This window comes from Rhizobium sp. GW821-FHT14E12 (assembly GCF_058803745.1).
This window is the reverse complement of the sequence record NZ_JBXAPH010000001.1, coordinates 1,284,695-1,304,176: the sequence shown is the minus strand read 5'-3', so window position 1 is coordinate 1,304,176 and position 19,482 is coordinate 1,284,695. Positions and strand designations below refer to the sequence as shown.

Sequence of the window (19,482 nt, the reverse complement as noted above, 5' to 3'; positions counted from 1 at the left end):
GCATGGCAACCGGTGGACAGAAGACAGCACCGAAGATCGACTGAGATTGGCGGCAAGACCGTGAACACACTGGATTTTGACAAGAAGCCGGAAGACACCCGCGTCGTCGTCGCCATGTCGGGCGGCGTCGATAGCTCCGTCGTTGCCGGCATTTTGAAGCGCCAGGGCTATGATGTGCTCGGCATCACGCTGCAGCTTTACGATCACGGCGCCGCCGTACATCGCGCCGGTTCCTGTTGCGCCGGCCAGGATATCGACGACGCCCGCCGCGTCTGCGAGACGATCGGCATTCCGCATTATGTACTCGATTACGAGAAGCGTTTCCGCGAGACGGTGATCAATCCCTTCGCCGAAAGCTATGTCGCCGGCGAGACCCCGATCCCTTGCGTTTCCTGCAACCAGACCGTCAAGTTCGCCGACCTGCTGGCGACGGCCAAGGAGCTCGGCGCCGACGCGCTGGCGACCGGCCATTATATCCGCTCGCGCCCGAACCCGTCCGCCGACCATCCCGGCCGCCGCGCGCTCTATCGCCCAGCTGACGCCGATCGCGACCAGAGCTATTTCCTCTTTGCGACGACGCAGGAGCAGATCGACTACCTGCGCTTCCCGCTCGGCGGCATGCCGAAAGCAGAGACCCGCGCGTTGGCCGAAGAGATGGGCCTCGTCGTCGCCAAGAAGGCCGACAGCCAGGACATCTGTTTCGTGCCGCAGGGCAAATATTCCGATGTGATCGCCAAGCTGAAGCCGAATGCGGCGCTGGCCGGCGAGATTGTCCATCTCGACGGCCGCGTGCTCGGTCGCCACGAAGGCATCCTGCACTATACGATCGGCCAGCGCCGCGGCATCGGTGTTGCCACCGGTGATCCGCTCTACGTCGTCTATCTCGACGCCCGCTCGCGCCGCGTCATCGTCGGCCCGAAGGAGGCGCTGGAAACGCACCGCGTCTATCTGCGCGACGTCAACTGGCTTGGCGACGAACCGCTGCTGGAAGCCGCCTCCGGCGAAGGCTTTGCCTGCTACGCCAAGGTCCGCTCCACCCGGCCGCCGGAGCCTGCCGTGCTGCGTGCCGACAAGGACGGCATCTATGTCGACCTGACGATCGGCGAAGCCGGCGTCGCGCCCGGCCAGGCCTGCGCCCTCTATTCCGCCCCCGGCGACGACGCCCGCGTCTATGGCGGCGGCTTCATCGAACGTTCCGAGCGCGAGCCGATGGCTGAGGCGTCGCTGAAGGCATTGCTGGCAAGCCCGGTCGCGGCCTGAAGGCAGGCGGTGGGCCGGGCAGGGGAAAGCGTTGATTTTTCCAAATCATCCGCTTGACACAAAGCCGAACCGCACCTTATAAGCCGCTCAACCGACGAGCCAACGCTCCTTGAGCGACGGTTTCGTTTGGCCCTTGTGCATAAGTAATGACTATGCGCGGATGTGGCGGAGTAGCTCAGTAGGTCAGAGCAGAGGAATCATAATCCTTGTGTCGGGGGTTCAAATCCCTCCTCCGCTACCAGAATTTTCTTAATTAAATCAAAGATTTATCTGCACTACTCGGGTGAGGTGTGGCTGTTTTGGTGTTGCAACGTGTTGCGCGCTATTCCCCTTGATTTTCAGGCGTTTCCAATCGGGCACGGCAACTCCACGCAACATGAAACGCGACATGAAAAGATCTATGGCGATTATGGGCGCGGAATCAGAGACTGATTTTCTTTTTGGCCTTTTTCTTCGCTGGCTTTTTTCCCGAATTGGCCTTGCTACGGGCCTCCCGCTCTTCTGCAGCGCGCCTTTTTCGGAGTGCTTCGTGGGCGCCTTCGAGATTACGAAATGCATCATCCATTTCACTCTCACCACGGCGTTCTTGTGTTAGTTGCCCGAGTAGCCGTGACGCAGTGAATTGGAGGGTTCCGCTGACCATTTTCCGATATGCGGCCTGCCGGCCAACCCAAAACGCGTTGCCGTGTTCCAGTGGATCGTGCTTTAGCTGTATCGCCGTGGCTAATGAAACCGGCGACGGAAAAGCGTGCGTCACTTCATCAAACGCAACGGCCGTGTTCACGACGTCGACGCATTGCCGGATTAACTCCTCAGGTTTTCCAGCGCCACGTACTACCCTTATTATGTTCGCCGCGAGCTCGACCATGGCTCGATCGACGCGTTGCTGGGCGTATTCCGTATCGATCTGCTTTTGAGAATTCTCGGCTATGATCGCCAGCTTCGGCTTCTTGGGTTCATCGGTCATGAAAAATCCTGTCGCTCAAATTAATGGCCGACAGGATTGAGTGGAAGATGGTTGTTGGCAAGCAATTGCCGCTGTTGTTACCGTAATTCACTGCGGCGCGGCAGCCTTCATCTTGGCGTTCGCCGCGCGGAGTGCTGCAACAGGAAGCGCCGCTGGGTTTTCTCCATCGCTTGTCATGAATTCTGGATGGTCATAGCGGCTGGTAAACTCGACCATGCGCTCGACCGACGCCGACACTATATTGCAAAGGGATGCTACACGGTCGAGCTGTTGATTGCGTCCATCACCGACTTCATAGTCCATTTCCATCAGAATATCGTGAATGGTCTCGGTCAGTTGATGAAGATCGCGGAGTTCGTAAAAGAGGTCAGACAGATTATTTGTCATAATTTCCTCCCGCAGGCCTCAGCGATGTCTCGATCGTTCTGTTTGCTGAATGTCGCGTTGGCCTTTTGTAGTTTCGCCATGCCCTCATAGAGCGTATCGGTGACTGCCGCCGCGTCATCTTCAAAGGAGTAGGAAGCGCTCGTCATCGCAAGCCAGCAAGTTTGTACGATGGCAAGTGCGCGGTCGACGTCGTCAATCGCTTCTAGAGGTCGCGCTGTAATTACCGACACCGTGTTCTCGACTTTTTGCTTGCCGAGGGATTCAGCAGTCAGGAGATCGAGGGCGCCTTGAGAATCTCCCACTTTTAAAAGCTCCACTAGGCGACCAAGCGTATTTCCCGTCGCGGCAGAAGCCGTGGACATGCTGACAGAGTTTTTAGCCATTGCACTTCTCCCCATCCCAAGCAGCCAGAAACTGTTTTTTCAGGCTGGAAATCCGGTTTTCCACGTTGAACAGCGCGAATAGAACCGTCTCGCGCTCCTCTTTACTGATCTTGAAATGAAGCATGCCGTCCGCTTCTCTATCGGGCCGATTGAAGAGATTCTCTGCGAAGTCGCTGGCGATCCGGGCCATAAGCTTCAAATCATAGACGGGTGCCTCAAGTTGGCGCATCGCATCGGCGACTTGTTCGTCTGTTGGTCTGGCGCGCGAGATGGCTTCGCCAACCGTTGGAACGGGCACTCTTGGTGCGGTAGACCCGATCAAGCTAAGCGCACTCTGCACTTCTCCAGCTTTCAATAACTCCGCCAAGCGGCTGAGGGTGTTTTCCGCAGGCGTAGCTTGGCCAGCGGTTGTATCTTTGGATTTGACGGCCATTGTAGAACTCCGTTTCACTTGAGGTTGTCCGCTAGCGCGGTGGCTGAAATGTCGACGGGCTGCCCTGTGCACAGCTCGCTCTATTCGCGTCTCCTCCCCACTGACAACGAGATCCTGTCATCATCGTAAGGGTGGGGTTGAGCCAGATTGGATGTTTTGATCTGACTGGCTCTCAGGCGAGCTCGAGTGCTTCAATTTGGCGCCGCCACTGCAGCGAGGCACCAGCGCTACCGATGAAGCGCGGCGAGCGTGGCGCCGGCACGACCAGGGCAGCGCCGTTATCGCGATCAGCACGCTCGAAGGCTGCCTTGACGGCCGGGTTGGTGAAGAGGCTGGAGAGGCGGATAGGCATAGCTTCGCAGGCGGCCTGAAGAGGCTTCTCTGTCATGATCATCTCCGTTGGTGAGTAATAGTTTCTATGTGCATATTAATTATCATGATTAATCCATCAGTCAATATCTATGTGCATATTTATTGCAAAATAAATTAGAGCAGGTATGGTGAGCTGGTCACGCAAACAGAGGTTATGGAAATGGGAAGACCCCCGGTGTTATCGCACCTGAAGAGAGATAAGCGCCTTGTGGTGATGATGACCGATGATGAGTTGTCCGCATTAGCGTCAGCGGCTCAAGCGGCCGGCGCCACGTCAGTCAGTGACTGGGTCAGGAACATTCTGCTCGATGCAGCTGGCGGCCCAAGTGTAAGGATGGGGAAATGAGCGATCCAGCAAACGAGATGTCACCCTTCTACGATGATGTGGCGGATGCCAATCAACGAGAGCGCGAGAAGCTGCACGCTCGTGAATTTTATGATCGCATCGAGCGCCTGCGAGCTGAAGCCTATAGTGGGCACGTCGGTTACGGAAAATGGTTGATCGCGTCATTGTTGGCTGTACATGGCGGAGCCATATTTGCCATCAGCGGATTGAAAGATTCGGTGCAGCCAGACCAACTGTCGGGGCTCATCAATGGCGCGGCTTGGAATTTGACCGGCATTTTTCTGACTTTGCTGGCGGGCTTCGGAGCATGGCTGAACTTCCAGTTTGCACACTCGATATATGAGGACTGGGTAGATCCCGCTGTGCTCTATCGGAGAGACAAGTACCCTGGCAGGTTAAAGGGCGCGTGGAAGATCAATGGAACTCTCTACGCCTCAGCTATCGTCGGTATTCTGGCAAGCCTATGCTTTTGTATCAGCGCATGGTGCGTCATTGCTGCCCTCAGGACAATCTAACGAGAACGCCTCTTATCGCTACCTATCAGGCGTCCATGTGCCCTTTGATTTCCATTTGATAATTCAAAATATCAACCGAGGATCTGAGTATGTCCGCATTGACGTTGGTGACCCCGCAGCCGGGTATAGACGCTGCTTCTGATCTCAGCGCCGACGCGCTCGACTACGGGCGTGCGGCGCTCTCGGCGAACACCATGCGGGCCTATCGGGGCGATTGGCAGGAATTCGAGGGATGGTGCGCAACTCGGCAGCGAGCGCACCTGCCGGCCTCGCCTGCGACCGTGGCGAACTACGCCTCGGCATTGCTGGCGCCGGTAAGAAAGTGCCCACAATCGCCCGCAAGCTCGCTGTCATTTGTTTCTTCCACCGCGGCGCAGGAATGGATAACCCGACCGACAATGCCGGCGTGGCTGCCATCCTGAAAGGCATCCGCCGCACCGTCGGCATGGCGCCCAACCAGAGGGCGCCAGCGACCGTTGACGTGATCCATGCACTCCTTGCCCACGTCGATGCTCGCACGCTGCAGGGAAAGCGCAACCGTGCCATTCTGCTGCTGGGCTTTGCTGGCGCGTTCCGCCGCTCCGAGCTCGTTGCAATCACCGTTGAGGATCTGACGTTCTCCGACAAAGGCGTGGACGTGTTCCTGCCGAAGTCCAAGACCGACCAGGAGGCAAAGGGACAGTCGGTGGCCGTGCTGAACGGCAAGGCGCTCCGGCCGGCGGACAGGCTCAGGGAGTGGCTTGAGGCTGCAGGGATACTCGCTGGCCCGATCTTCCGCCGTATCAACCGTGGCGACCACCTGACGGACGAGCCATTGTCGGCCCAGTCCGTGGCGCTGATCTTGAAGAAGTATGCCGACGCGGCCGGCCTCGATGTGGAGAAGCTTTCCGGCCACTCGCTGCGCGCCGGCTTCGTTACCTCGGCCGCAGAGAACCGTGCCTCAATCAGCCGCGTCATGGAAGTGACCAGGCATCGCGATCCGCGGACAGTGGAAACTTACGTTCGTCGCGCCGATCGGTTTAAGGACCATGCGGGAGACGGTTTCTTATGATTCGGTCACTTTGATCTTCGCCGAGAGACACCTCCCAGACAGGCGTAGAAGCGCCACCGTTTGAGTTCCGAACGGGTGTGCCGCCTAACTCAGAACGAGAGCCAAATCATCGTCTTCAAGGACGTTATGAGACTGTGCGCCTTCCCTGATCCGGTCCCGGAGAAACGGAGCAATGCTACCGCATTGTCTGTCCTCTTGAGCCCAAGCGCCTTGGACGAGAGATGCCTCGATTTTCAGCAAGTTTGTCGTATCGACATACGAAGTATGATTGAGGAAGTGCACTTCCCAGCTCTCGATAGAGACGGCGACATCTCTCGCCTTTCGGAACTGCGGGGGCTCGCTGTTTATGAAATAGAAGCGGTTGTCTATCGGGCATATGCACACGCAATACTTATCGTGCGGATTAGGTAGGAACGGGCAGAATATCCGAACAACGTCCCACTTCTGCATTTTTTAGGCAACGCACCGCGAGTTCTCGATCATCTGCGACTTTGCAATCTCAGGATCTTCGAGCTGGTCAAGCCATAGCTCCACTTTCATTTCGTTCGCTGCGGTACCCAGACGCTCCCATGCTTCAACCCAAGCCGGGTCTTCATGGGAAGCTTCCCGCAGCTCTCCAAATGACATGTTCGCGTACGTATTGATGGCGTCGGCGAGGTATTCCCGATCGCTGCCAGAAAGGCGGGACGGATAGTCGGCCCCGCGAGCGAAAACGTGCTGCTTGTTCCCGTCGACTTCGATCCGCACGCGCTCCTCAAGTCGATCAGCGACTTCGTCCGGGTATTCCCCGTTCAACAGATTGCGCACAGCAGATGGAACTGGGCCATGCTCCATAGCCACATATCGATCGCCCGTAATCGGACGCCCGTAATCTAGGATGTGCTCGCGATCGGCGAAGAAGAGCAATTTCCCGATGTAATATTGAGTTAAGCCGGGTCTCTGCCTAGCTAGGAACTCTATTGCATCAATTGCCTTCTCCCAATCGAAGGAGAATCTTATCATTTACCCACCTGTGACGCTCCGCCAAGAGCGCCTTAGAATCTCTTTGTATATGAAAGTCGTGACCAAATCACGAACTTTCAAGGACAACGCGGCTGTGGCGCGCTGGTTCCGTGGTCTCTTTAGCCGCCCATCACTGTGGCGATCAGTCACGAATTCAAAGCGATAACCGAGATTATCGCTACAAAGCACGCTTCGTACAAGGCGCGTGCAAGGCCATCTATGAAAAGTTCGTCTCTCAGATCGAGAGTCGCTGCGGCGACCGCACGCAACGAACGCACCTTTCACTCACAAGCTGGCGTTCGTCTTCTCTGCGAATGGACTTGCTATAAAAGCGAGAAACGCGTCACCGGATACCGTCGTGCGCTTTGCGAGAAAGGTGCCTGACGTACCCATCGCGGACATGCCACTGGTTTGTGCGAGCCCCTCTCTTTCGAAGTCGGAGAGTATCCTGCCGAGTGCATCGCCCGATACCATTGTTGGTGGGATGGCTTCCTTCAGAATCGACATCTGAGATCCAGCCAACATTCCTTTGGCTTTCTCCGTCATTGCAGGAAATGCCGATGGATTATGGAGCATCTTGAGAACATGGATGTGAGCTGGCGTAAAGCGGTCGATATAACTGAAAAAGGTCCCACGAAGCGTATCATCTAAAGTGAAACCTGCGGCTATATTTAAGACAGCGTTCCTCAGCGCTTCGAGCTTTTCTTCGCTCTTCGTTTTCATGGCGCAGTGAGTGGCTTCGAACGTCGCCGTTATGAAGTCTTCGTTCTCGGCCAGTTTGGCAGGATCGAACGAACTAGCTGCTTCCTGAAGGTCTTGTATCGCGAGACCAACACGCTCAAACCATTCGTCACGTCTCTTTTGCAGAGGAGCAGCAACGAAATGTTCGATAATTGCACCAGCAGCATAGCTTCCGCCAGGGATGATCGAGGTTGCGGCATCGATGGCTGTTCTTGCGACCTCATACGCTGCTGACCGACTATCTCGCGTCGGATAGCCCGGAAGTTTCGATCCATCACTCATTCCATCGCCCTCTGATTGAAATTCGCTCAAAGAAAATCAAACCCGGCAAAGGGCTGCAAGAAGATTTGTAGCGATAGGCGTTTTTCTCCCTGCAATTTATACGCTTGACGAGGTGTCGCCCTTGACGCAACCTTAAGGCGCATAAAAAAGGGGGGAGGAGGATGAAATCCTATTTCGCATTGTTCGCGGTCGCCTGCCTATTGTCGAGTTGTCAAACCGACGCCCAAGTGCGTAGCGCGCCACCGCTTGACCAATACCACAGCTCGAAATCACCTGACGCAGCCGTAATGTGCCTTATTCCGTCGTTGGCAGAGCACTATAAGGCCATTCAGCAACAGCGCTTCGTTGCGCAAACAATTGCGCCCGGCAAAGAATACGACATCGTGCCGACCGACGGCTTCGTCAATGGTCATTACTTCTACACGGTGAACGTCAAACCCAACGGATCTGGATCTACGCTGTCGCTTTACAAGGGGCAGATGATACTTCCGAGCATCACCGAATCGATCCGATTGGGCATTGGAGCCTGTCTTTGATACAAATGCCCAGTCCGCCCGTCTGCGGGGTGAAGGAGGTTAAGGATGATTTTGTGGTTGGAAGAGCAGCGACAGATTGTGAAACTGCGACGACAGGCAAAGGAAATTGAATTCGCATTTCGTCCAAAGCTTGCTTCAACCCAAAAAGGAGAAGATCGCCAAGCGGCTTTGCGTGATATGGATTTCGAAACCAGCTTGCCATATGACGAGATTGCAGAAATTGAAACGAAACGTCTAATAAGAACAGCTCGCAAACATTCAATTTCACTGCCACCTCACGATGCCCATTCAGACGCAACATATTGGACTCGATCAAGCGTTCTTGGCACGTACTCTTTGACGGACGAGGGACGCTCTTTCCTTCGTCCGCAACTACGTGCACAACAGAAAGAACAGCGCGATGCGATACTGAGCTATGCTAATGCCCTGACAGGCATCTTGGGCCTTGTTGTCGCAATGTTTGCCCTCTGGTGGGGGAAATAAGCGGTTTCAGCATACCTATCGATCAGATTTGCCAACCCAGAAGAATCCCTACCAGTGGCCGGCCGGAGGTAACCTTCATCGCGCAGGCGGCGCACGGCGGCAACGGTGAGGCCAAGGGCTTTCGCTGCATCGTCGATCGACACCAGCCAGGTGCGGAGTGGCTTGGAGCGGGAATAGACGGTCATGCTGCCCTCGCCATCTTCATATACCGTTGAACGGCGCCATAGCTCATCCCAGATTTCTCCACCCATGGCAGCCAGTGCCCGTGTGGGATCTCGTCTCGTATCGCAATCAGCCGTTTGCCAAGTTCGATCGCTCGCTCTGCTTCGGCGCGGCGCCGAGCTTGCCCAACCTCTGGCACCTTGTTTTTGATCGTGCTCGCCGTGTCTTGAGCTGCTAGCCGTTCATTGCTGAAGGTGCACAGCCGATAATAGATCGCGCCGGCGAGAGCATGGCGCTGATGGCTGAAACCGCGGAGCTGGTTGATGGTCGCCATAATCGGCCCGAGAGGTATCCGGTCCCACCATTCCAGCCATTCCGATGTTCGCTGCTCCACCCATTCCGGGCAGGCCCGTATGAGGTCGGAGACGGCCCACAGGCTCGCTTGATCTATCAGCGCGTTGTTGCCCCTGGTTTCACTCAGCGTCGTCATGACGAGCCGGAAATGGCCCTCGCCATACTTGGCTAGGATTTGACACATCGTCGCGATAGCGCGCGTCTGACCAGGCATGGGGAAAACATTGCCAGGAACGATTTCGACCTCGTATTCGGCGCAGATCGCTCGGACAGCGATCTCGATCTCTGAAGTCATTCGGAAGCTCCCAGAAAAAGAAAAGGCCGAACTTCGAAAGGCCGGCCGATTCATCGCGCCAGTACATCCGTGGTCGCAGACTTAATAGATAACTCAGATAGATGGATTGTTACTAGTCCATCAGAAACATTTATTCATCGAGAAGTGCCAATAACTCACGGTGTCGACGGCCAATGTCGGCAATCACCTTGCGATCGGCGATGCTTTCGCAGGTGAAACGGCCATGCTTGTAGGCACCATTGAGCTTACCCTTGGGCGCTCCGGCTCTTGCGCCGTGGAACCGACACACCTTCTTGCCACGTTCCGCCGGCGCTTGGCATTGGCATCCTGTCCGCTTCGATGTGGCCGAGCACCGCGGCGCCTGCTGATACGGATAAATTGTCTTGTTCATGGAATTGCGCACCTTTTCGCTTTCTGCCCCGCCCCCCTTGGTTGACGTTCCCGACGATCGCCTGGCCACCATCGTAGACGTGGACATGCTCAACAACGACCTTCCGCCATTCCTATGCTTCCGGAGGGCTTCCATCTGGCTCGTGAAGGTCCGCATAAGCTTGTTGACGATCCGCTCGTGGATATCGAGCTGCGCGAGCATCTCCGCGGTCACCATCTTGCGGGTATGCCGGAGAGAAAGAACGTGAACCGCAGCCATTTGAAAGGCGAGCATGGCTTCGAGGTTGTCCCGTGGGCTCACGCCGGCCACCATCGCTACCGCCGCATTCAACTCGTCGACGTCGGCCTTATCGTCGCGAGATAGGGCGTTCGCGATCTGGCTGATGAGCGCATTGAACACGGTTTGATCAGTCACCCCAACCGCCTTCATAACGACGGCCAACGCGATCTCCTGGCGAGGGTGACGGAAAGCGATCTTGTCGATATGGGGAACGATCCAGAACTTCGGCAGTGGATCGGGGCGCTCAAGGAAAGCCTTAGCCGCTTCGAGTTCGTGAGGCTTCGGCTGATACTCAGGCGCCGGCCCTGCCTTGATCTTCTCGACCGTTTCGCCGGCTGACAAGCGGTCCATCATGGCCGCCAAATGCTTCAGCTTCGTGTCACGAGAATTCCCGTTATCGCTAGTCATCGGCCCACCTCAGCAATGCAAACGCCCGTTTTCCTGAGTTGAGACGATATAATCGTTATGGCTAATGAGCTATTGGAAGCATCCGGTAGCGTTTGACCGTTTGGCTGTAGGCGATATGGCAGCTAGAAAAGTTAGCGATGATGGTGCTCTATCTTCTTTACGAGCCGCGCATCGCATCCGGCATTGGTTTCGACCATACCCTTGCGGATGTTGTCGGTGTAGCACACCGTCCTTGTGACGAGTTTCGGTTTCACGGAATGTTATTTGATGGTTTGGAGGCCGGCGGCGCTTAACTAAAGGCGAGCAGTCCGTCTGAGTTTCGCGTGGCACGCTAGACTCATCGATAACCTCATGATCTACGATATGCGTTCGATCTAAATGGAGAGGGATATGCGCGGTAGACGCGAGTTTTTTCGATCATCGAGAAAGTCTCTCGCGATCATCTCGTTATTTATTGCCCTTGCATCAGTGGATTTTGCGCACTCAGAAGACGTTCGGGATCATCACCCAGGCGGACCCGATGAGAAAAGTAGCGACGCATATCAAGCAGGCGGTTCCCCAGGATATGCGCCCAACGAGCCCGGAAGAATCCAGAGTTTTAATGAGCAAGAGGGTGGTCAGCGCCGCGAAGAGAACAATCAAAAGACCGCCAACGATGCCGAACTCGCCATAGCGCAATTTGCGGCTTGGGCCAGTTGGGCCGGAGTTGTTGTTGCTTTCTTGGGATTGGTGGGCCTCTTCTTCACTGTCATTTACGCGCGGCGCACTTATCAACTTTCCATGAGGCCTCGCCTGAAGGCGATGCAGTTCGTGTTCAATGTCAACGAAGGAACTGAAGCTGGCGAGTTCATCGTAACCAACGAAGGAGGCGAGGCCGCCTGTATCGAAATCTACAGATGTACGGTACGTCTTCAGGTTGGCAAATTGCCTCAGACAAATCCAACCAGGCACAAAGTAAGAAACACGTGGAATCGAGGAAAAAACAATCCAGACACGACTTTCAGAGATGTCCCAATTCCGGCAGGCGAGGTCCGGATGATTAATTTTTCTGCGGACGCTGCCCTGACGATTGATCAAGTCAATCAAATCAATTCCGGGGACGTGATGCTCTATATCATCGGATACATCACGTACAAAGGATCTTTCGATTTGAGATATTGGACACATTTCTGCCGCAGGTACAGCGTGAGCAAAGGGCGGTTCGAAACAGAGACCTACGAAGATTGGGAGTACCGCAGCTAACTTTCTGACGCTTAGGCGAAAGTCGCTTTTCATGATTTCCCCTTTAGTTAGACGAGCACGCCGAGGAGATCGATATTTTCGCCAGCTGTGCGAATCCGAACTCGACGGTTCGAGGCCACGTCGGCTGTGACAGCTGCGACATAAGTCACCTGCAGAACACCTGTTCCGGCGGGTTGAAAAACAATATTTTGATTTGCATCCCCAGACGACGCCGCGCGGATGATCGGTCCCGAGCCCGTGACGTTTGCCGCCAATTCGATAAAATTAACCGCGGTGGATGACGTCAAAGCCCGAAAAAATGGCTGATCATTTCCGCTTCGCCTCAATTCCAACCCGTTATCAATCAAGAGCGCCCTAACTCCCGTTGCTAGAGTGGTTGCAACGCTGGTTAGGTACGATGCCTCGCCGCCCGAAAGATGCCATCCAATTTTATGTTTCTGCCCAAGGGCGATTGCCTCACCATAGCCTGAGCCGTCTAACGTAAGAGCATCACTGCGGAAGACGATGCCCGTGTGAAACGTCGAGCCGTTATTGATGATTCCAAGAGCATGTGAGACTGGCAGTGCATCTGGGTTGGTGGTGATATCACCCCCCGACGCAAGGGAAAGTCCATAAGACCATGCGGTCGGCGTCGACTGGCCTTCAAACCCATAAGGCAAATATTTTGCGTCGGTCGTTCCGGAACAGTTGGCGATATCCAGTTCGACACCAGCCACATTGCCGGCCGTCGCTGAGCCGCGCACCGCGTCGATATAGATGCCCCACGCATCGCGGTCGTTGGTGCTTTCATTGCGGACATGGAAAATACCGCCGTAGCCCTCGACCAACGCTGCGCCGGTTATCCGAGTAGCACCAACAAATTGAGCGCCATTGCTACCGGTCGAGACGACTCGGCCATGGACCTCTAGATAGCCCATGCCATGAGTGGCGCCGGGCTTGATCGTATGTAACCACGATGCCCCGGTATTGGTGTCAGGCGTTGTCGAGCAGTCGAACCCTGCACTCTCCCCGATCATCACACGTTCGCGAAGGCGATGCACATAGGCTGGGGTGGCGCTGTTTGACCAGAATCCCCGAAGCTCCGCACCTTGACGTATCGATACATAGGCGGGATTTTGGGTCGACTGGACATAGATTTGCTGCGTCAGGTCGACGGCCATGGCCGCAGCAGTCGCGCTGGATAAGGAAGATATCAGTTTCGGATAGAATATGCCCTTTTGTGTATCTTCATAGAGAATGGTGCTTTGCTCTGCTACCGGATTGATGGCTGCAAGAGCTGTTCGGTCTGCGACATAGCCAGGTGTGGAGACGTTGGAACGAGCAGTTGGTTTGCTCGACAAATCCGCAAGATTTTGCCCCTTCTGTGCCGAACCATCGGCCAATTCTAGTGATGCGATCGAAGCAGAGTTCAGCCCAACCGTCACATCGCTGGACAAAGACCCGCCGCCGGTCAGGCCCTCACCAATGGCGATCTGCCTGTTTGATTTAACAAAATCCGTGACGGGTTCTCGGCCTACCCTGCCGCTGCCGTCGTGCCCGACGACATGCGAAAGGGTTCGAATTGTGAGTTGCTCGATGGCGCCACTATCTGCCATTTAAAAGGCTTCCTTCTAGGGGACGGGCGCGTCATCCGACGGGCCAGGAGCGCTTGCCTAAGGCGCGATTGGGCAGCGGTTAGAGCCGCAATTCGTGTTGATTACAGAAGACCACAGACGGCTAAGCCTTTGCATTGGAAGCGTCCGGTAACGTGTGACCCGTTTTATCGCTACCGATCAGAGCTGCGTGCGCGTGTTCTGAGGGTCGTTGTCGTTTACGGCCCGCTGGTGCTCGTTGCGCATCGCATCGATCATGTGATCACGGTGCGCTTCAACCCGGCTCACCTCATCGGCCGAACAAAACAAATCCACGACGGCGCCATCGTAGAGCGCGCGCAATTCGTTCGCCGGCATTCCGTCGGTGAAAAGACCTTTGAATTCGTTGTAGATCGGGAGATCCTTGGCCTGCGAAAGCGGCATACCGCGGACGCTGGTCTTCATGTCCCTGATTTCTGCATCGGTCATCATGTGCGGTTCCTTTCGTTGGGTGGTAGCACCATCGGCCAGAAAGAGCGGGACACGCACCGTGGCCTTGTCGACCAAGACGCCATCTTTGAAGGCGCCGCAAACACAACCCTTGTGTCCCTTGGCGAAGCAGTCGCAGATGATCATTCGAAGTCCCTTTCAAAGTTGAGGTGGCGGAGAGACACCCTTCGATGAAGCCTCTCCGCCGCATGCCCAGACGGTTACCAATCGACCCGGGGCAATCATTGATCTCAATAGCGCTGCCGTTTCGGCCACAGATAACCGTAGTTGTCGTCACGCCGGAATTTCGGCAGGCGAACGCGATCTAGCAACCTCGGCAAAGATTCATCAAAATTGACTAGCCAACGATCATCAGCACCGCGGGCAATCGCTTCCGCGGTCTCATGAGGGCCAACAAGGGAATTGCTATACTCGAGCCGGACAAGCAGATTGGTGATTTTGATGGAAAGCTCCTCGTATTCTGCGAGATCCTTCACCATTTGATCGCGGGTCTTGATCGCCTGCTTGCGCTGTTCGTTGCGAACCGCCGCCTCTTCCTTTCGGCGGGCAGCACCCTTCAGGTCTTCCAGCTTTGCTGCGGCGCGCTCCATGCGCATCTGGCGGAAACTCGCGTCCTCCATATCCTTGCGCGCCTTGGACACATCTTCCGGGCGGGTGGAAGGATCGAGTGCGATTTCGTTCGCGCTTGTACTTGCTGCCTTGGCCTCTTCGGAAGCCTTTGCAACCTCGGCGAGGAGATCCGCAAATTGCTTCGATGAAAGATCGGCGCCGATCGCGTCGGCAATCCGGGTTTCAAGGTCGGCCTTGGTCAAAGGGTATCTCCTGCCTGGTGATTGTCGTTGAGGTCGAGGAGATCACCCGGCATGAAGACGCCTGAGAACTGGCTTCCGGAAGCGCGAAGCTTCTCGGCTGCAGCGGTCAGCACGAATTCGTTGACGGACACGCCGGCGCGGCTGGCGGCGGCAAAGAGGGCGGCGCGGAAGCCAGAGGTCACCCGGCCGCCGTTCAACATCACGTTGACGATGGGGCCCTTCTGCCGGCGCTGTCTGCTAGCAATAATGGTCATTCCCGCTATCTCCTGATCTCCATTTCGAGATGCAGAAGACCACGGATTTCAGCGGTTGAGGATTGGAAGCGTGCGGCAATGTGTGCCGACTTCTTTGGTGAGTGCAATTTACGATTGCTTAACGGCTGAAATATTACAAATTTCTGATTGTTGATGGAGATTGTGATGATGTGGCTTTTAACATGGGGATCATTTCTGACGGGCGTAATTTCGGCCGGCCTTTGGGCATGGGCAGCAGCAATACCATTGAAAAAGAAATCGTTTCTAGACAGAAAGCTGAACGATGACTTCTCGGATATCATCGACCCGTTGAACAAACAGGCAAACATTAACGGATGGGCGGCTGCGGCTGCGGCGCTTAGCGTTGCGGCTCAAGCGAGCAAACAATTCTTTTTCGGGTGAGAGGTTAGGGTCGCTACTCGATTTTGTGATAGATCAGACCAGAAGTCCGAGGTGATTGAAATAGCGGCGCACACGCGGGTGGGTGCGTTTTCCTTCGCGCAGCATCTCCAGCGCTATCACATCACCATGAATGACCATCTCCAGCGCCGGCGCCGAGATATCCAACGATGCGCCTGGCTTGGCCTGTCGACCAATGCCGAACTCCTTGCACCAGATGCGGAGGGTCTTCTCATTGCGGCCGGTACGATGGGCTGCCGTCTTGAGATTGATGATCTCGTCGGATCGCATCAGGATCGGCCATGGGCCGAGACCATCGGTCGAAGGCAGATCGCCGCTTGAGAAAAGCATCCCACTCATGCGGCGCCCTGAGGATTATTCCCGCCGGCCACTCGAGCATAGCACTGCCGGATCATCTCGTCCTGAACCGCGTGCCAGAAAGCTCGCAGTTGTTCGTCCTGCGCCTGTTCGGGAATGCCAAGGCGATCAAGCTGGGAAAGGATGACTTCGGTCACCTGCTGGCGGTAATAGTCAGCGTGCCGGTCAGTGGTCTTGTCGAGCATATTGGAGGCAACGTCGCGGATCTTGCCGACGCGGTTAGCCACTGGAAAAACGATCATCGACACGCTCATACCGCGCCTCCCTCGCGCACGCGCGCGGCTTCTTGCTCAGAGCCTTCGGCGACCAAAGCCTGCGGCCTTGGAACGCAAGCGATGGCTTCGCCACCGCCGTAACCATGCGGATTGTTCAATGTGCGCGGCACATTCGGAGAGAAAATCACCACCGATGTTTCAATTTGCTTGGGAGGAGGAATTCTCAGATCCTGGTAGGCGATCTGGATTTTGATCATTCGGATAAGGTCATCTGCGATCTTATCAGCCCGCTCGGCACCAAACAGCGACTCCATTCGTTTCCGTGTTTGCGCGCGAAGGCTGTTTAGTCGGCCGGTTCTCTTTGCCGTCTCAAGGTTCATGATACCCCTCGCCACACACGCGGTCATTCCATGCGATCGATGCGAAGGAAACGGCAGGATCTCTGCAGGTGGCTTCCAATCGAGGAGAGAGAGTTGCTCAGTCATCGCGGCGTTCTCCCTTATCAGTAGGATCAACGTATCCCCCATACGTTGATCCACAATCGATGCTTAAGTCGACCGGGATACGTTGATCGTCATTCGGGGGGATACGTTGATCCCCATCTACTCGGTCGGGTACCGACAATTTCAGCAGACGGCGGCGCTGTCTGTAGCCGTTGTCGGCCTCGACTTCCGCGATCAGAAAACCCATCTTCTTGAGCCTGCCAATGTCGCGTTTGGTCGACGGAATTGTGCGGCCGGATCGGCTAGCAAGGGCGCGGTCGGATAGAGGGCAAGTGCCGTCCTTCCGCGACGTGTGAGAGGCTATGCATCCCATCGTCGCTTTCGAAAGCTTGTAATCGGCCAGCGCGAGGCCGGCGTTAGCACGCCAATCCTCAATCAACTCGCCGGCCGCAGCGGAGGTCGTCGGCCATCGATATGGTCTTGCGTCCACGACGGGGAAGCGCCTAGCTTGGTTGGAGAAGACAAACTTCTCCTCCACTCCCTCTGTCAAATATGGGTTCCGGTGGATCGTCAACCGTGAGCCCTCCGGGAAATACGGTATTTGGTCGATAGTGCCGCCGCTTCGCAAGCCTCGAGAGCTGAGAGAGGAAATCGCTTCCGCAGCTCGGGAATGATCGGCTGAGGCGTTGGGTTCTGATCGGCGAGCCATTGAGCGGCCTGGATGACCGCCTCGCTGTGCTGGTGATCAGCGCCGGTCATGCTGCCTCCATGAAGAACGCAATGAGTTTGCCGCGCTCTGCGACCCAGCGCCCACCAACCTTGCGGGCGGGCAGTTCACCCTTTTCGAGCAGGTGAAACGTGATCCGGCGGGAGCGGCCGATCACCTTTGCGATCTCGTCCCCGCCCCAGATGAGGTCGAAACTCTCTTTTTCTTCCGTCATGGACTCTTCCGTGATAGTGACTGTGCGTAATGGCTAGTAGCCATCCGTTAACTATGGCTACTAGCCGGTATTGCGTCAAGCGGAAAAGTATGGCTGGTAGCCATCATGACAAAAAAGCCCGTAATTCAACCCCAGGATAAATATGTGCTTCGCATGCCGGACGGCTTGCGAGACCGGATCAAAGCAGTCGCCGAGCGCGAAGGCACGAGCATGAACCATGAGATTATCAGGATACTTGAACTCCAATTCCCAGAGCAGTGGCCCGTCGAGGATCGCCTTGCTGAGCTAGCCGAGATGCTTTCTATTTTGACCGCGGGAAGGAAAGACCCACGCTTTGCCGAATTTTCGGAAAAGCTTAGCGACACCATCAAAGGCATTCTGTCTGGACGGGTAACTGGTGTCGGTATAGAGGCGCGCAATGCGGTGCAATCAATGTGGGATGCATACCAACTGCGCGAGAGTGAGGTGGAGGTTGACCAGATCCAAGATCAGCATTGGGGTCGCACCGATGAAGAAATAGCGGCGTACGAGGTGACAGGCAATTACGAAAAGTACGCTGTTCCGCTTCCGAGCAAGCCGGATCCGCGTCGAGACCATCTGTACCTCATGGACATCCTTCCACCAGAAATATTGGCTTTTCTGACAGCGAAATTGCGTAAGGCCGACACAAAGGGCGCGGCGGAATTGCTGGCGAGCTTAGATCCAAAAGTACTCACGCGATGGATTGAGGAAGAAAAACTATCGATATTCGAGAGAGAGCGGCTGAGGGATGCACGCGAAGAACCGCCCGCTGACGGCTCCGACCCGTTCGGACGAGAGGAATAACCCATGTCAGTCCGCAAGCGCACATGGACCACGCCGAAGGGCGAAGAAAGGTCCGCCTGGGTCGTCGACTATACCGACCAGCAGGGCAAGCGCCATCTGAAGACTTTTACGAAGAAGAAGGACGCCGATCAGTTCGCCGCTACTGCTACGGTCGAGGTGAGGGAGGGCGTCCATGTTGCCGATTCAGCCAGCGTCACGGTCGAGAAGGCCGGTCAGTTCTGGATCAAGTCGGGGGATGCCGCTGGGCTCGAGCTTTCCAGCATCAACCAGCGCAAGCGCCATTTGAAGTTTCACATCAATCCGATTATCGGGCAGACACTTCTTTCAAAACTGAATGTGCCAGCGGTGCGTGACTTTGAGGATCGATTGCGGGAAGAGGGCCGATCACCAGCGATGGTGAAGAAGGTTCTGGGTTCGCTTGGTAGCATCTTGGCCGATGCGCAGGAGAGGGGCCTTGCGATGCGCAATCCTGTGAGAGAAATGCGTGTGAGGCGGAAAGGCGACAAGCGTCACGAGGGGCGCCACAGGGCGCGTTTGCGCGTCGGTGAGGATATTCCCGCCCGCGAAGAGATCAAAGCACTCGTAGCCTCTCTGTCGGGCCGCTGGCGTCCTCTGCTGCTCACTGCCATTTTCACGGGGCTGCGATCCTCAGAGCTACGAGGTTTGCGGTGGGTAAATCTCGAAATTGATGAAAAGGCGATTTCGGTCCGTCAGAGGGCAGATGAATTCGGTGAGATCGGCAGGCCGAAGTCAGAAGCTGGTGAGCGCCGCATTCCGGTCCCCCCGATCGTCATGAACGCTCTGAAGGAATGGAAGCTTGGTTACAGCCGCCCGACCATTGGCAAAGATGGGGAGGGGAAGCCGATCTATGAGGATGCCCGACCAGAGCACCTGATCTTCGCCAATGGCGCCGGCAAGGTCGAAAGCCATGCCAATATCATCAACCGCGGCTTGGTTCCTGCGATGATCGCCGCTGGCGTTGTGATCGATATTGGGGAGAAGAACAAGGAAGGCAAACCTATCCTGAAGGCCAAATACACGGGCCTGCATGCGCTGCGTCATTTCTATGCGAGTTGGCTGATCAACCGTCCTCAAGATGGCGGTCTAGGCTTACCGCTTAAGATGGTCCAGGAACGAATGGGACATGCCTCAATCACGATGACAGCAGACACCTATGGGCACCTGTTTCCGAAACTAGATCACGCGGATGAGATGGCCGCTGCCGAGGCGTCTCTGTTGGGGTAA

Annotated in this window: 28 protein-coding genes and 1 tRNA gene; 11 read left to right on the top strand and 18 right to left on the bottom strand. The window is 55.9% G+C overall.

Translation table 11 applies throughout. The annotated features are described in order from the left end of the window. The first annotated feature begins 60 nt into the window (after window positions 1-60). Together mnmA and AC1RO0_RS06395 are read left to right on the top strand one after the other, a co-directional pair. Window positions 61-1,260, top strand: coding sequence for a tRNA 2-thiouridine(34) synthase MnmA (mnmA, locus tag AC1RO0_RS06400; protein ID WP_498592048.1), 1,200 nt, complete (start codon window positions 61-63; stop codon window positions 1,258-1,260). A gap of 164 nt (window positions 1,261-1,424) precedes the next feature. Beyond that, window positions 1,425-1,501, top strand: a tRNA-Met gene (locus AC1RO0_RS06395). A gap of 180 nt (window positions 1,502-1,681) precedes the next feature. Here AC1RO0_RS06395 and AC1RO0_RS06390 read toward each other — a convergent pair. The 5 genes from AC1RO0_RS06390 to AC1RO0_RS06370 form a co-directional block, all read right to left on the bottom strand. Next, entirely contained in the window at window positions 1,682-2,227 is a 546-nt protein-coding gene (locus tag AC1RO0_RS06390; protein ID WP_498592047.1) for a hypothetical protein, read from the bottom strand. A gap of 87 nt (window positions 2,228-2,314) precedes the next feature. Beyond that, window positions 2,315-2,614, bottom strand: coding sequence for a hypothetical protein (locus AC1RO0_RS06385; protein ID WP_498592046.1), 300 nt, complete (start codon window positions 2,612-2,614; stop codon window positions 2,315-2,317). Then, entirely contained in the window at window positions 2,611-2,997 is a 387-nt protein-coding gene (locus AC1RO0_RS06380; protein WP_498592045.1) for a hypothetical protein, read from the bottom strand. Before AC1RO0_RS06380 ends, AC1RO0_RS06385 begins: the two co-directional genes overlap by 4 nt. Then, the gene (locus AC1RO0_RS06375) at window positions 2,990-3,430 is read right to left on the bottom strand and encodes a hypothetical protein (protein WP_498592044.1); all 441 of its coding nucleotides are present in this window, start codon (window positions 3,428-3,430) and stop codon (window positions 2,990-2,992) included. Before AC1RO0_RS06375 ends, AC1RO0_RS06380 begins: the two co-directional genes overlap by 8 nt. A gap of 172 nt (window positions 3,431-3,602) precedes the next feature. Then, window positions 3,603-3,818: a hypothetical protein gene (locus tag AC1RO0_RS06370; protein WP_498592043.1), complete on the bottom strand. Its 216-nt coding sequence runs from the start codon at window positions 3,816-3,818 to the stop codon at window positions 3,603-3,605. A 326-nt stretch (window positions 3,819-4,144) separates the two neighbouring features. On the opposite strand from AC1RO0_RS06370, the gene AC1RO0_RS06365 reads away from it, so the two are divergent. Together AC1RO0_RS06365 and AC1RO0_RS06360 are read left to right on the top strand one after the other, a co-directional pair. Then, a complete protein-coding gene (locus tag AC1RO0_RS06365; protein ID WP_498592042.1) occupies window positions 4,145-4,663 on the top strand; it encodes a hypothetical protein in 519 nt (172 codons plus the stop codon). Between the two features lie 232 nt (window positions 4,664-4,895). Continuing rightward, window positions 4,896-5,714: a site-specific integrase gene (locus tag AC1RO0_RS06360; RefSeq protein WP_498592041.1), complete on the top strand. Its 819-nt coding sequence runs from the start codon at window positions 4,896-4,898 to the stop codon at window positions 5,712-5,714. Window positions 5,715-6,167: 453 nt separating this feature from the next. On the opposite strand, the gene AC1RO0_RS06355 is transcribed toward AC1RO0_RS06360, so the two are convergent. Together AC1RO0_RS06355 and AC1RO0_RS06350 are read right to left on the bottom strand one after the other, a co-directional pair. Further along, window positions 6,168-6,716: a Panacea domain-containing protein gene (locus AC1RO0_RS06355; protein WP_498592040.1), complete on the bottom strand. Its 549-nt coding sequence runs from the start codon at window positions 6,714-6,716 to the stop codon at window positions 6,168-6,170. A gap of 285 nt (window positions 6,717-7,001) precedes the next feature. Continuing rightward, a complete protein-coding gene (locus AC1RO0_RS06350) occupies window positions 7,002-7,739 on the bottom strand; it encodes a hypothetical protein (protein WP_498592039.1) in 738 nt (245 codons plus the stop codon). Between the two features lie 161 nt (window positions 7,740-7,900). On the opposite strand from AC1RO0_RS06350, the gene AC1RO0_RS06345 reads away from it, so the two are divergent. Further along, complete coding sequence (locus AC1RO0_RS06345; RefSeq protein WP_498592038.1) at window positions 7,901-8,275, top strand: hypothetical protein; 375 nt, start codon at window positions 7,901-7,903, stop codon at window positions 8,273-8,275. Between the two features lie 45 nt (window positions 8,276-8,320). Continuing rightward, on the top strand, window positions 8,321-8,758 hold the full coding sequence (locus AC1RO0_RS06340; RefSeq protein ID WP_498592037.1) for a hypothetical protein: 438 nt from the start codon (window positions 8,321-8,323) through the stop codon (window positions 8,756-8,758). Between the two features lie 181 nt (window positions 8,759-8,939). Here AC1RO0_RS06340 and AC1RO0_RS06335 read toward each other — a convergent pair whose 3' ends face one another. Next, a complete protein-coding gene (locus AC1RO0_RS06335) occupies window positions 8,940-9,569 on the bottom strand; it encodes a DUF3102 domain-containing protein (protein ID WP_498592036.1) in 630 nt (209 codons plus the stop codon). Window positions 9,570-9,699: 130 nt separating this feature from the next. Then, window positions 9,700-10,647: a hypothetical protein gene (locus AC1RO0_RS06330; RefSeq protein WP_498592035.1), complete on the bottom strand. Its 948-nt coding sequence runs from the start codon at window positions 10,645-10,647 to the stop codon at window positions 9,700-9,702. A gap of 137 nt (window positions 10,648-10,784) precedes the next feature. Here AC1RO0_RS06330 and AC1RO0_RS06325 point away from each other — a divergent pair, with 137 nt between their 5' ends. Beyond that, window positions 10,785-10,940 (top strand): hypothetical protein, encoded by a 156-nt coding sequence (locus AC1RO0_RS06325; protein ID WP_498592034.1) that lies wholly within the window; start codon window positions 10,785-10,787, stop codon window positions 10,938-10,940. A gap of 97 nt (window positions 10,941-11,037) precedes the next feature. Further along, on the top strand, window positions 11,038-11,889 hold the full coding sequence (locus AC1RO0_RS06320) for a hypothetical protein (RefSeq protein ID WP_498592033.1): 852 nt from the start codon (window positions 11,038-11,040) through the stop codon (window positions 11,887-11,889). 47 nt (window positions 11,890-11,936) lie between these two features. Here AC1RO0_RS06320 and AC1RO0_RS06315 read toward each other — a convergent pair whose 3' ends face one another. From AC1RO0_RS06315 to AC1RO0_RS06300, 4 genes are all read right to left on the bottom strand, one after another. Continuing rightward, complete coding sequence (locus tag AC1RO0_RS06315; protein ID WP_498592032.1) at window positions 11,937-13,484, bottom strand: hypothetical protein; 1,548 nt, start codon at window positions 13,482-13,484, stop codon at window positions 11,937-11,939. Between the two features lie 177 nt (window positions 13,485-13,661). Then, window positions 13,662-14,096, bottom strand: coding sequence for a hypothetical protein (locus AC1RO0_RS06310; protein WP_498592031.1), 435 nt, complete (start codon window positions 14,094-14,096; stop codon window positions 13,662-13,664). Window positions 14,097-14,200: 104 nt separating this feature from the next. Further along, window positions 14,201-14,782 carry a hypothetical protein gene (locus tag AC1RO0_RS06305; RefSeq protein WP_498592030.1) on the bottom strand — a complete coding sequence of 194 codons (582 nt, stop codon included), beginning with the start codon at window positions 14,780-14,782 and terminating at the stop codon, window positions 14,201-14,203. Continuing rightward, window positions 14,779-15,036, bottom strand: a complete 258-nt coding sequence (locus AC1RO0_RS06300) for a hypothetical protein (RefSeq protein ID WP_498592029.1) — start codon at window positions 15,034-15,036, stop codon at window positions 14,779-14,781. The genes AC1RO0_RS06305 and AC1RO0_RS06300 overlap by 4 nt, the downstream gene beginning before the upstream one ends. Before the next feature lie 165 nt (window positions 15,037-15,201). Here AC1RO0_RS06300 and AC1RO0_RS06295 point away from each other — a divergent pair, with 165 nt between their 5' ends. Continuing rightward, window positions 15,202-15,438: a hypothetical protein gene (locus AC1RO0_RS06295; RefSeq protein ID WP_498592028.1), complete on the top strand. Its 237-nt coding sequence runs from the start codon at window positions 15,202-15,204 to the stop codon at window positions 15,436-15,438. A 33-nt stretch (window positions 15,439-15,471) separates the two neighbouring features. Here AC1RO0_RS06295 and AC1RO0_RS06290 read toward each other — a convergent pair whose 3' ends face one another. From AC1RO0_RS06290 to AC1RO0_RS06270, 5 genes are all read right to left on the bottom strand, one after another. Continuing rightward, entirely contained in the window at window positions 15,472-15,795 is a 324-nt protein-coding gene (locus tag AC1RO0_RS06290; RefSeq protein ID WP_498592027.1) for a hypothetical protein, read from the bottom strand. Next, window positions 15,792-16,067 carry a DUF6074 family protein gene (locus AC1RO0_RS06285; protein WP_498592026.1) on the bottom strand — a complete coding sequence of 92 codons (276 nt, stop codon included), beginning with the start codon at window positions 16,065-16,067 and terminating at the stop codon, window positions 15,792-15,794. Before AC1RO0_RS06285 ends, AC1RO0_RS06290 begins: the two co-directional genes overlap by 4 nt. After that, window positions 16,064-16,513: a hypothetical protein gene (locus tag AC1RO0_RS06280; protein ID WP_498592025.1), complete on the bottom strand. Its 450-nt coding sequence runs from the start codon at window positions 16,511-16,513 to the stop codon at window positions 16,064-16,066. Before AC1RO0_RS06280 ends, AC1RO0_RS06285 begins: the two co-directional genes overlap by 4 nt. 528 nt (window positions 16,514-17,041) lie before the next feature. Then, complete coding sequence (locus tag AC1RO0_RS06275) at window positions 17,042-17,230, bottom strand: hypothetical protein (protein ID WP_498592024.1); 189 nt, start codon at window positions 17,228-17,230, stop codon at window positions 17,042-17,044. Next, window positions 17,227-17,412 carry a DNA-binding protein gene (locus AC1RO0_RS06270; RefSeq protein WP_498592023.1) on the bottom strand — a complete coding sequence of 62 codons (186 nt, stop codon included), beginning with the start codon at window positions 17,410-17,412 and terminating at the stop codon, window positions 17,227-17,229. Before AC1RO0_RS06270 ends, AC1RO0_RS06275 begins: the two co-directional genes overlap by 4 nt. Window positions 17,413-17,517: 105 nt before the next feature. Between AC1RO0_RS06270 and AC1RO0_RS06265 the strand changes: the two genes are divergently transcribed. Next, window positions 17,518-18,237, top strand: coding sequence for an Arc family DNA-binding protein (locus AC1RO0_RS06265; protein WP_498592022.1), 720 nt, complete (start codon window positions 17,518-17,520; stop codon window positions 18,235-18,237). Window positions 18,238-18,240: 3 nt separating this feature from the next. Beyond that, the gene (locus tag AC1RO0_RS06260; RefSeq protein WP_498592021.1) at window positions 18,241-19,482 is read left to right on the top strand and encodes a tyrosine-type recombinase/integrase; all 1,242 of its coding nucleotides are present in this window, start codon (window positions 18,241-18,243) and stop codon (window positions 19,480-19,482) included.

Excerpts from the sequence above, each read along its gene's own strand:
- AC1RO0_RS06365 (WP_498592042.1), top strand. The coding sequence starts at position 4,145 with ATGAGCGATCCAGCAAACGAGATGTCACCCTTCTACGATGATGTGGCG.
- AC1RO0_RS06390 (WP_498592047.1), bottom strand. The coding sequence starts at position 2,227 with ATGACCGATGAACCCAAGAAGCCGAAGCTGGCGATCATAGCCGAGAAT.
- AC1RO0_RS06285 (WP_498592026.1), bottom strand. The coding sequence starts at position 16,067 with ATGAGCGTGTCGATGATCGTTTTTCCAGTGGCTAACCGCGTCGGCAAG.
- AC1RO0_RS06275 (WP_498592024.1), bottom strand. The coding sequence starts at position 17,230 with ATGACCGGCGCTGATCACCAGCACAGCGAGGCGGTCATCCAGGCCGCT.
- AC1RO0_RS06345 (WP_498592038.1), top strand. The coding sequence starts at position 7,901 with ATGAAATCCTATTTCGCATTGTTCGCGGTCGCCTGCCTATTGTCGAGT.
- AC1RO0_RS06295 (WP_498592028.1), top strand. The coding sequence starts at position 15,202 with ATGATGTGGCTTTTAACATGGGGATCATTTCTGACGGGCGTAATTTCG.
- AC1RO0_RS06260 (WP_498592021.1), top strand. The coding sequence starts at position 18,241 with ATGTCAGTCCGCAAGCGCACATGGACCACGCCGAAGGGCGAAGAAAGG.
- AC1RO0_RS06380 (WP_498592045.1), bottom strand. The coding sequence starts at position 2,997 with ATGGCTAAAAACTCTGTCAGCATGTCCACGGCTTCTGCCGCGACGGGA.
- AC1RO0_RS06280 (WP_498592025.1), bottom strand. The coding sequence starts at position 16,513 with ATGACTGAGCAACTCTCTCTCCTCGATTGGAAGCCACCTGCAGAGATC.
- AC1RO0_RS06270 (WP_498592023.1), bottom strand. The coding sequence starts at position 17,412 with ATGACGGAAGAAAAAGAGAGTTTCGACCTCATCTGGGGCGGGGACGAG.
- AC1RO0_RS06370 (WP_498592043.1), bottom strand. The coding sequence starts at position 3,818 with ATGACAGAGAAGCCTCTTCAGGCCGCCTGCGAAGCTATGCCTATCCGC.
- AC1RO0_RS06330 (WP_498592035.1), bottom strand. The coding sequence starts at position 10,647 with ATGACTAGCGATAACGGGAATTCTCGTGACACGAAGCTGAAGCATTTG.
- AC1RO0_RS06355 (WP_498592040.1), bottom strand. The coding sequence starts at position 6,716 with ATGATAAGATTCTCCTTCGATTGGGAGAAGGCAATTGATGCAATAGAG.
- AC1RO0_RS06290 (WP_498592027.1), bottom strand. The coding sequence starts at position 15,795 with ATGAGTGGGATGCTTTTCTCAAGCGGCGATCTGCCTTCGACCGATGGT.
- AC1RO0_RS06265 (WP_498592022.1), top strand. The coding sequence starts at position 17,518 with ATGACAAAAAAGCCCGTAATTCAACCCCAGGATAAATATGTGCTTCGC.
- AC1RO0_RS06360 (WP_498592041.1), top strand. The coding sequence starts at position 4,896 with ATGGTGCGCAACTCGGCAGCGAGCGCACCTGCCGGCCTCGCCTGCGAC.
- AC1RO0_RS06340 (WP_498592037.1), top strand. The coding sequence starts at position 8,321 with ATGATTTTGTGGTTGGAAGAGCAGCGACAGATTGTGAAACTGCGACGA.
- AC1RO0_RS06315 (WP_498592032.1), bottom strand. The coding sequence starts at position 13,484 with ATGGCAGATAGTGGCGCCATCGAGCAACTCACAATTCGAACCCTTTCG.
- AC1RO0_RS06375 (WP_498592044.1), bottom strand. The coding sequence starts at position 3,430 with ATGGCCGTCAAATCCAAAGATACAACCGCTGGCCAAGCTACGCCTGCG.
- AC1RO0_RS06385 (WP_498592046.1), bottom strand. The coding sequence starts at position 2,614 with ATGACAAATAATCTGTCTGACCTCTTTTACGAACTCCGCGATCTTCAT.
- AC1RO0_RS06350 (WP_498592039.1), bottom strand. The coding sequence starts at position 7,739 with ATGAGTGATGGATCGAAACTTCCGGGCTATCCGACGCGAGATAGTCGG.
- AC1RO0_RS06325 (WP_498592034.1), top strand. The coding sequence starts at position 10,785 with ATGATGGTGCTCTATCTTCTTTACGAGCCGCGCATCGCATCCGGCATT.
- AC1RO0_RS06320 (WP_498592033.1), top strand. The coding sequence starts at position 11,038 with ATGCGCGGTAGACGCGAGTTTTTTCGATCATCGAGAAAGTCTCTCGCG.
- AC1RO0_RS06335 (WP_498592036.1), bottom strand. The coding sequence starts at position 9,569 with ATGACTTCAGAGATCGAGATCGCTGTCCGAGCGATCTGCGCCGAATAC.
- AC1RO0_RS06300 (WP_498592029.1), bottom strand. The coding sequence starts at position 15,036 with ATGACCATTATTGCTAGCAGACAGCGCCGGCAGAAGGGCCCCATCGTC.
- AC1RO0_RS06310 (WP_498592031.1), bottom strand. The coding sequence starts at position 14,096 with ATGATCATCTGCGACTGCTTCGCCAAGGGACACAAGGGTTGTGTTTGC.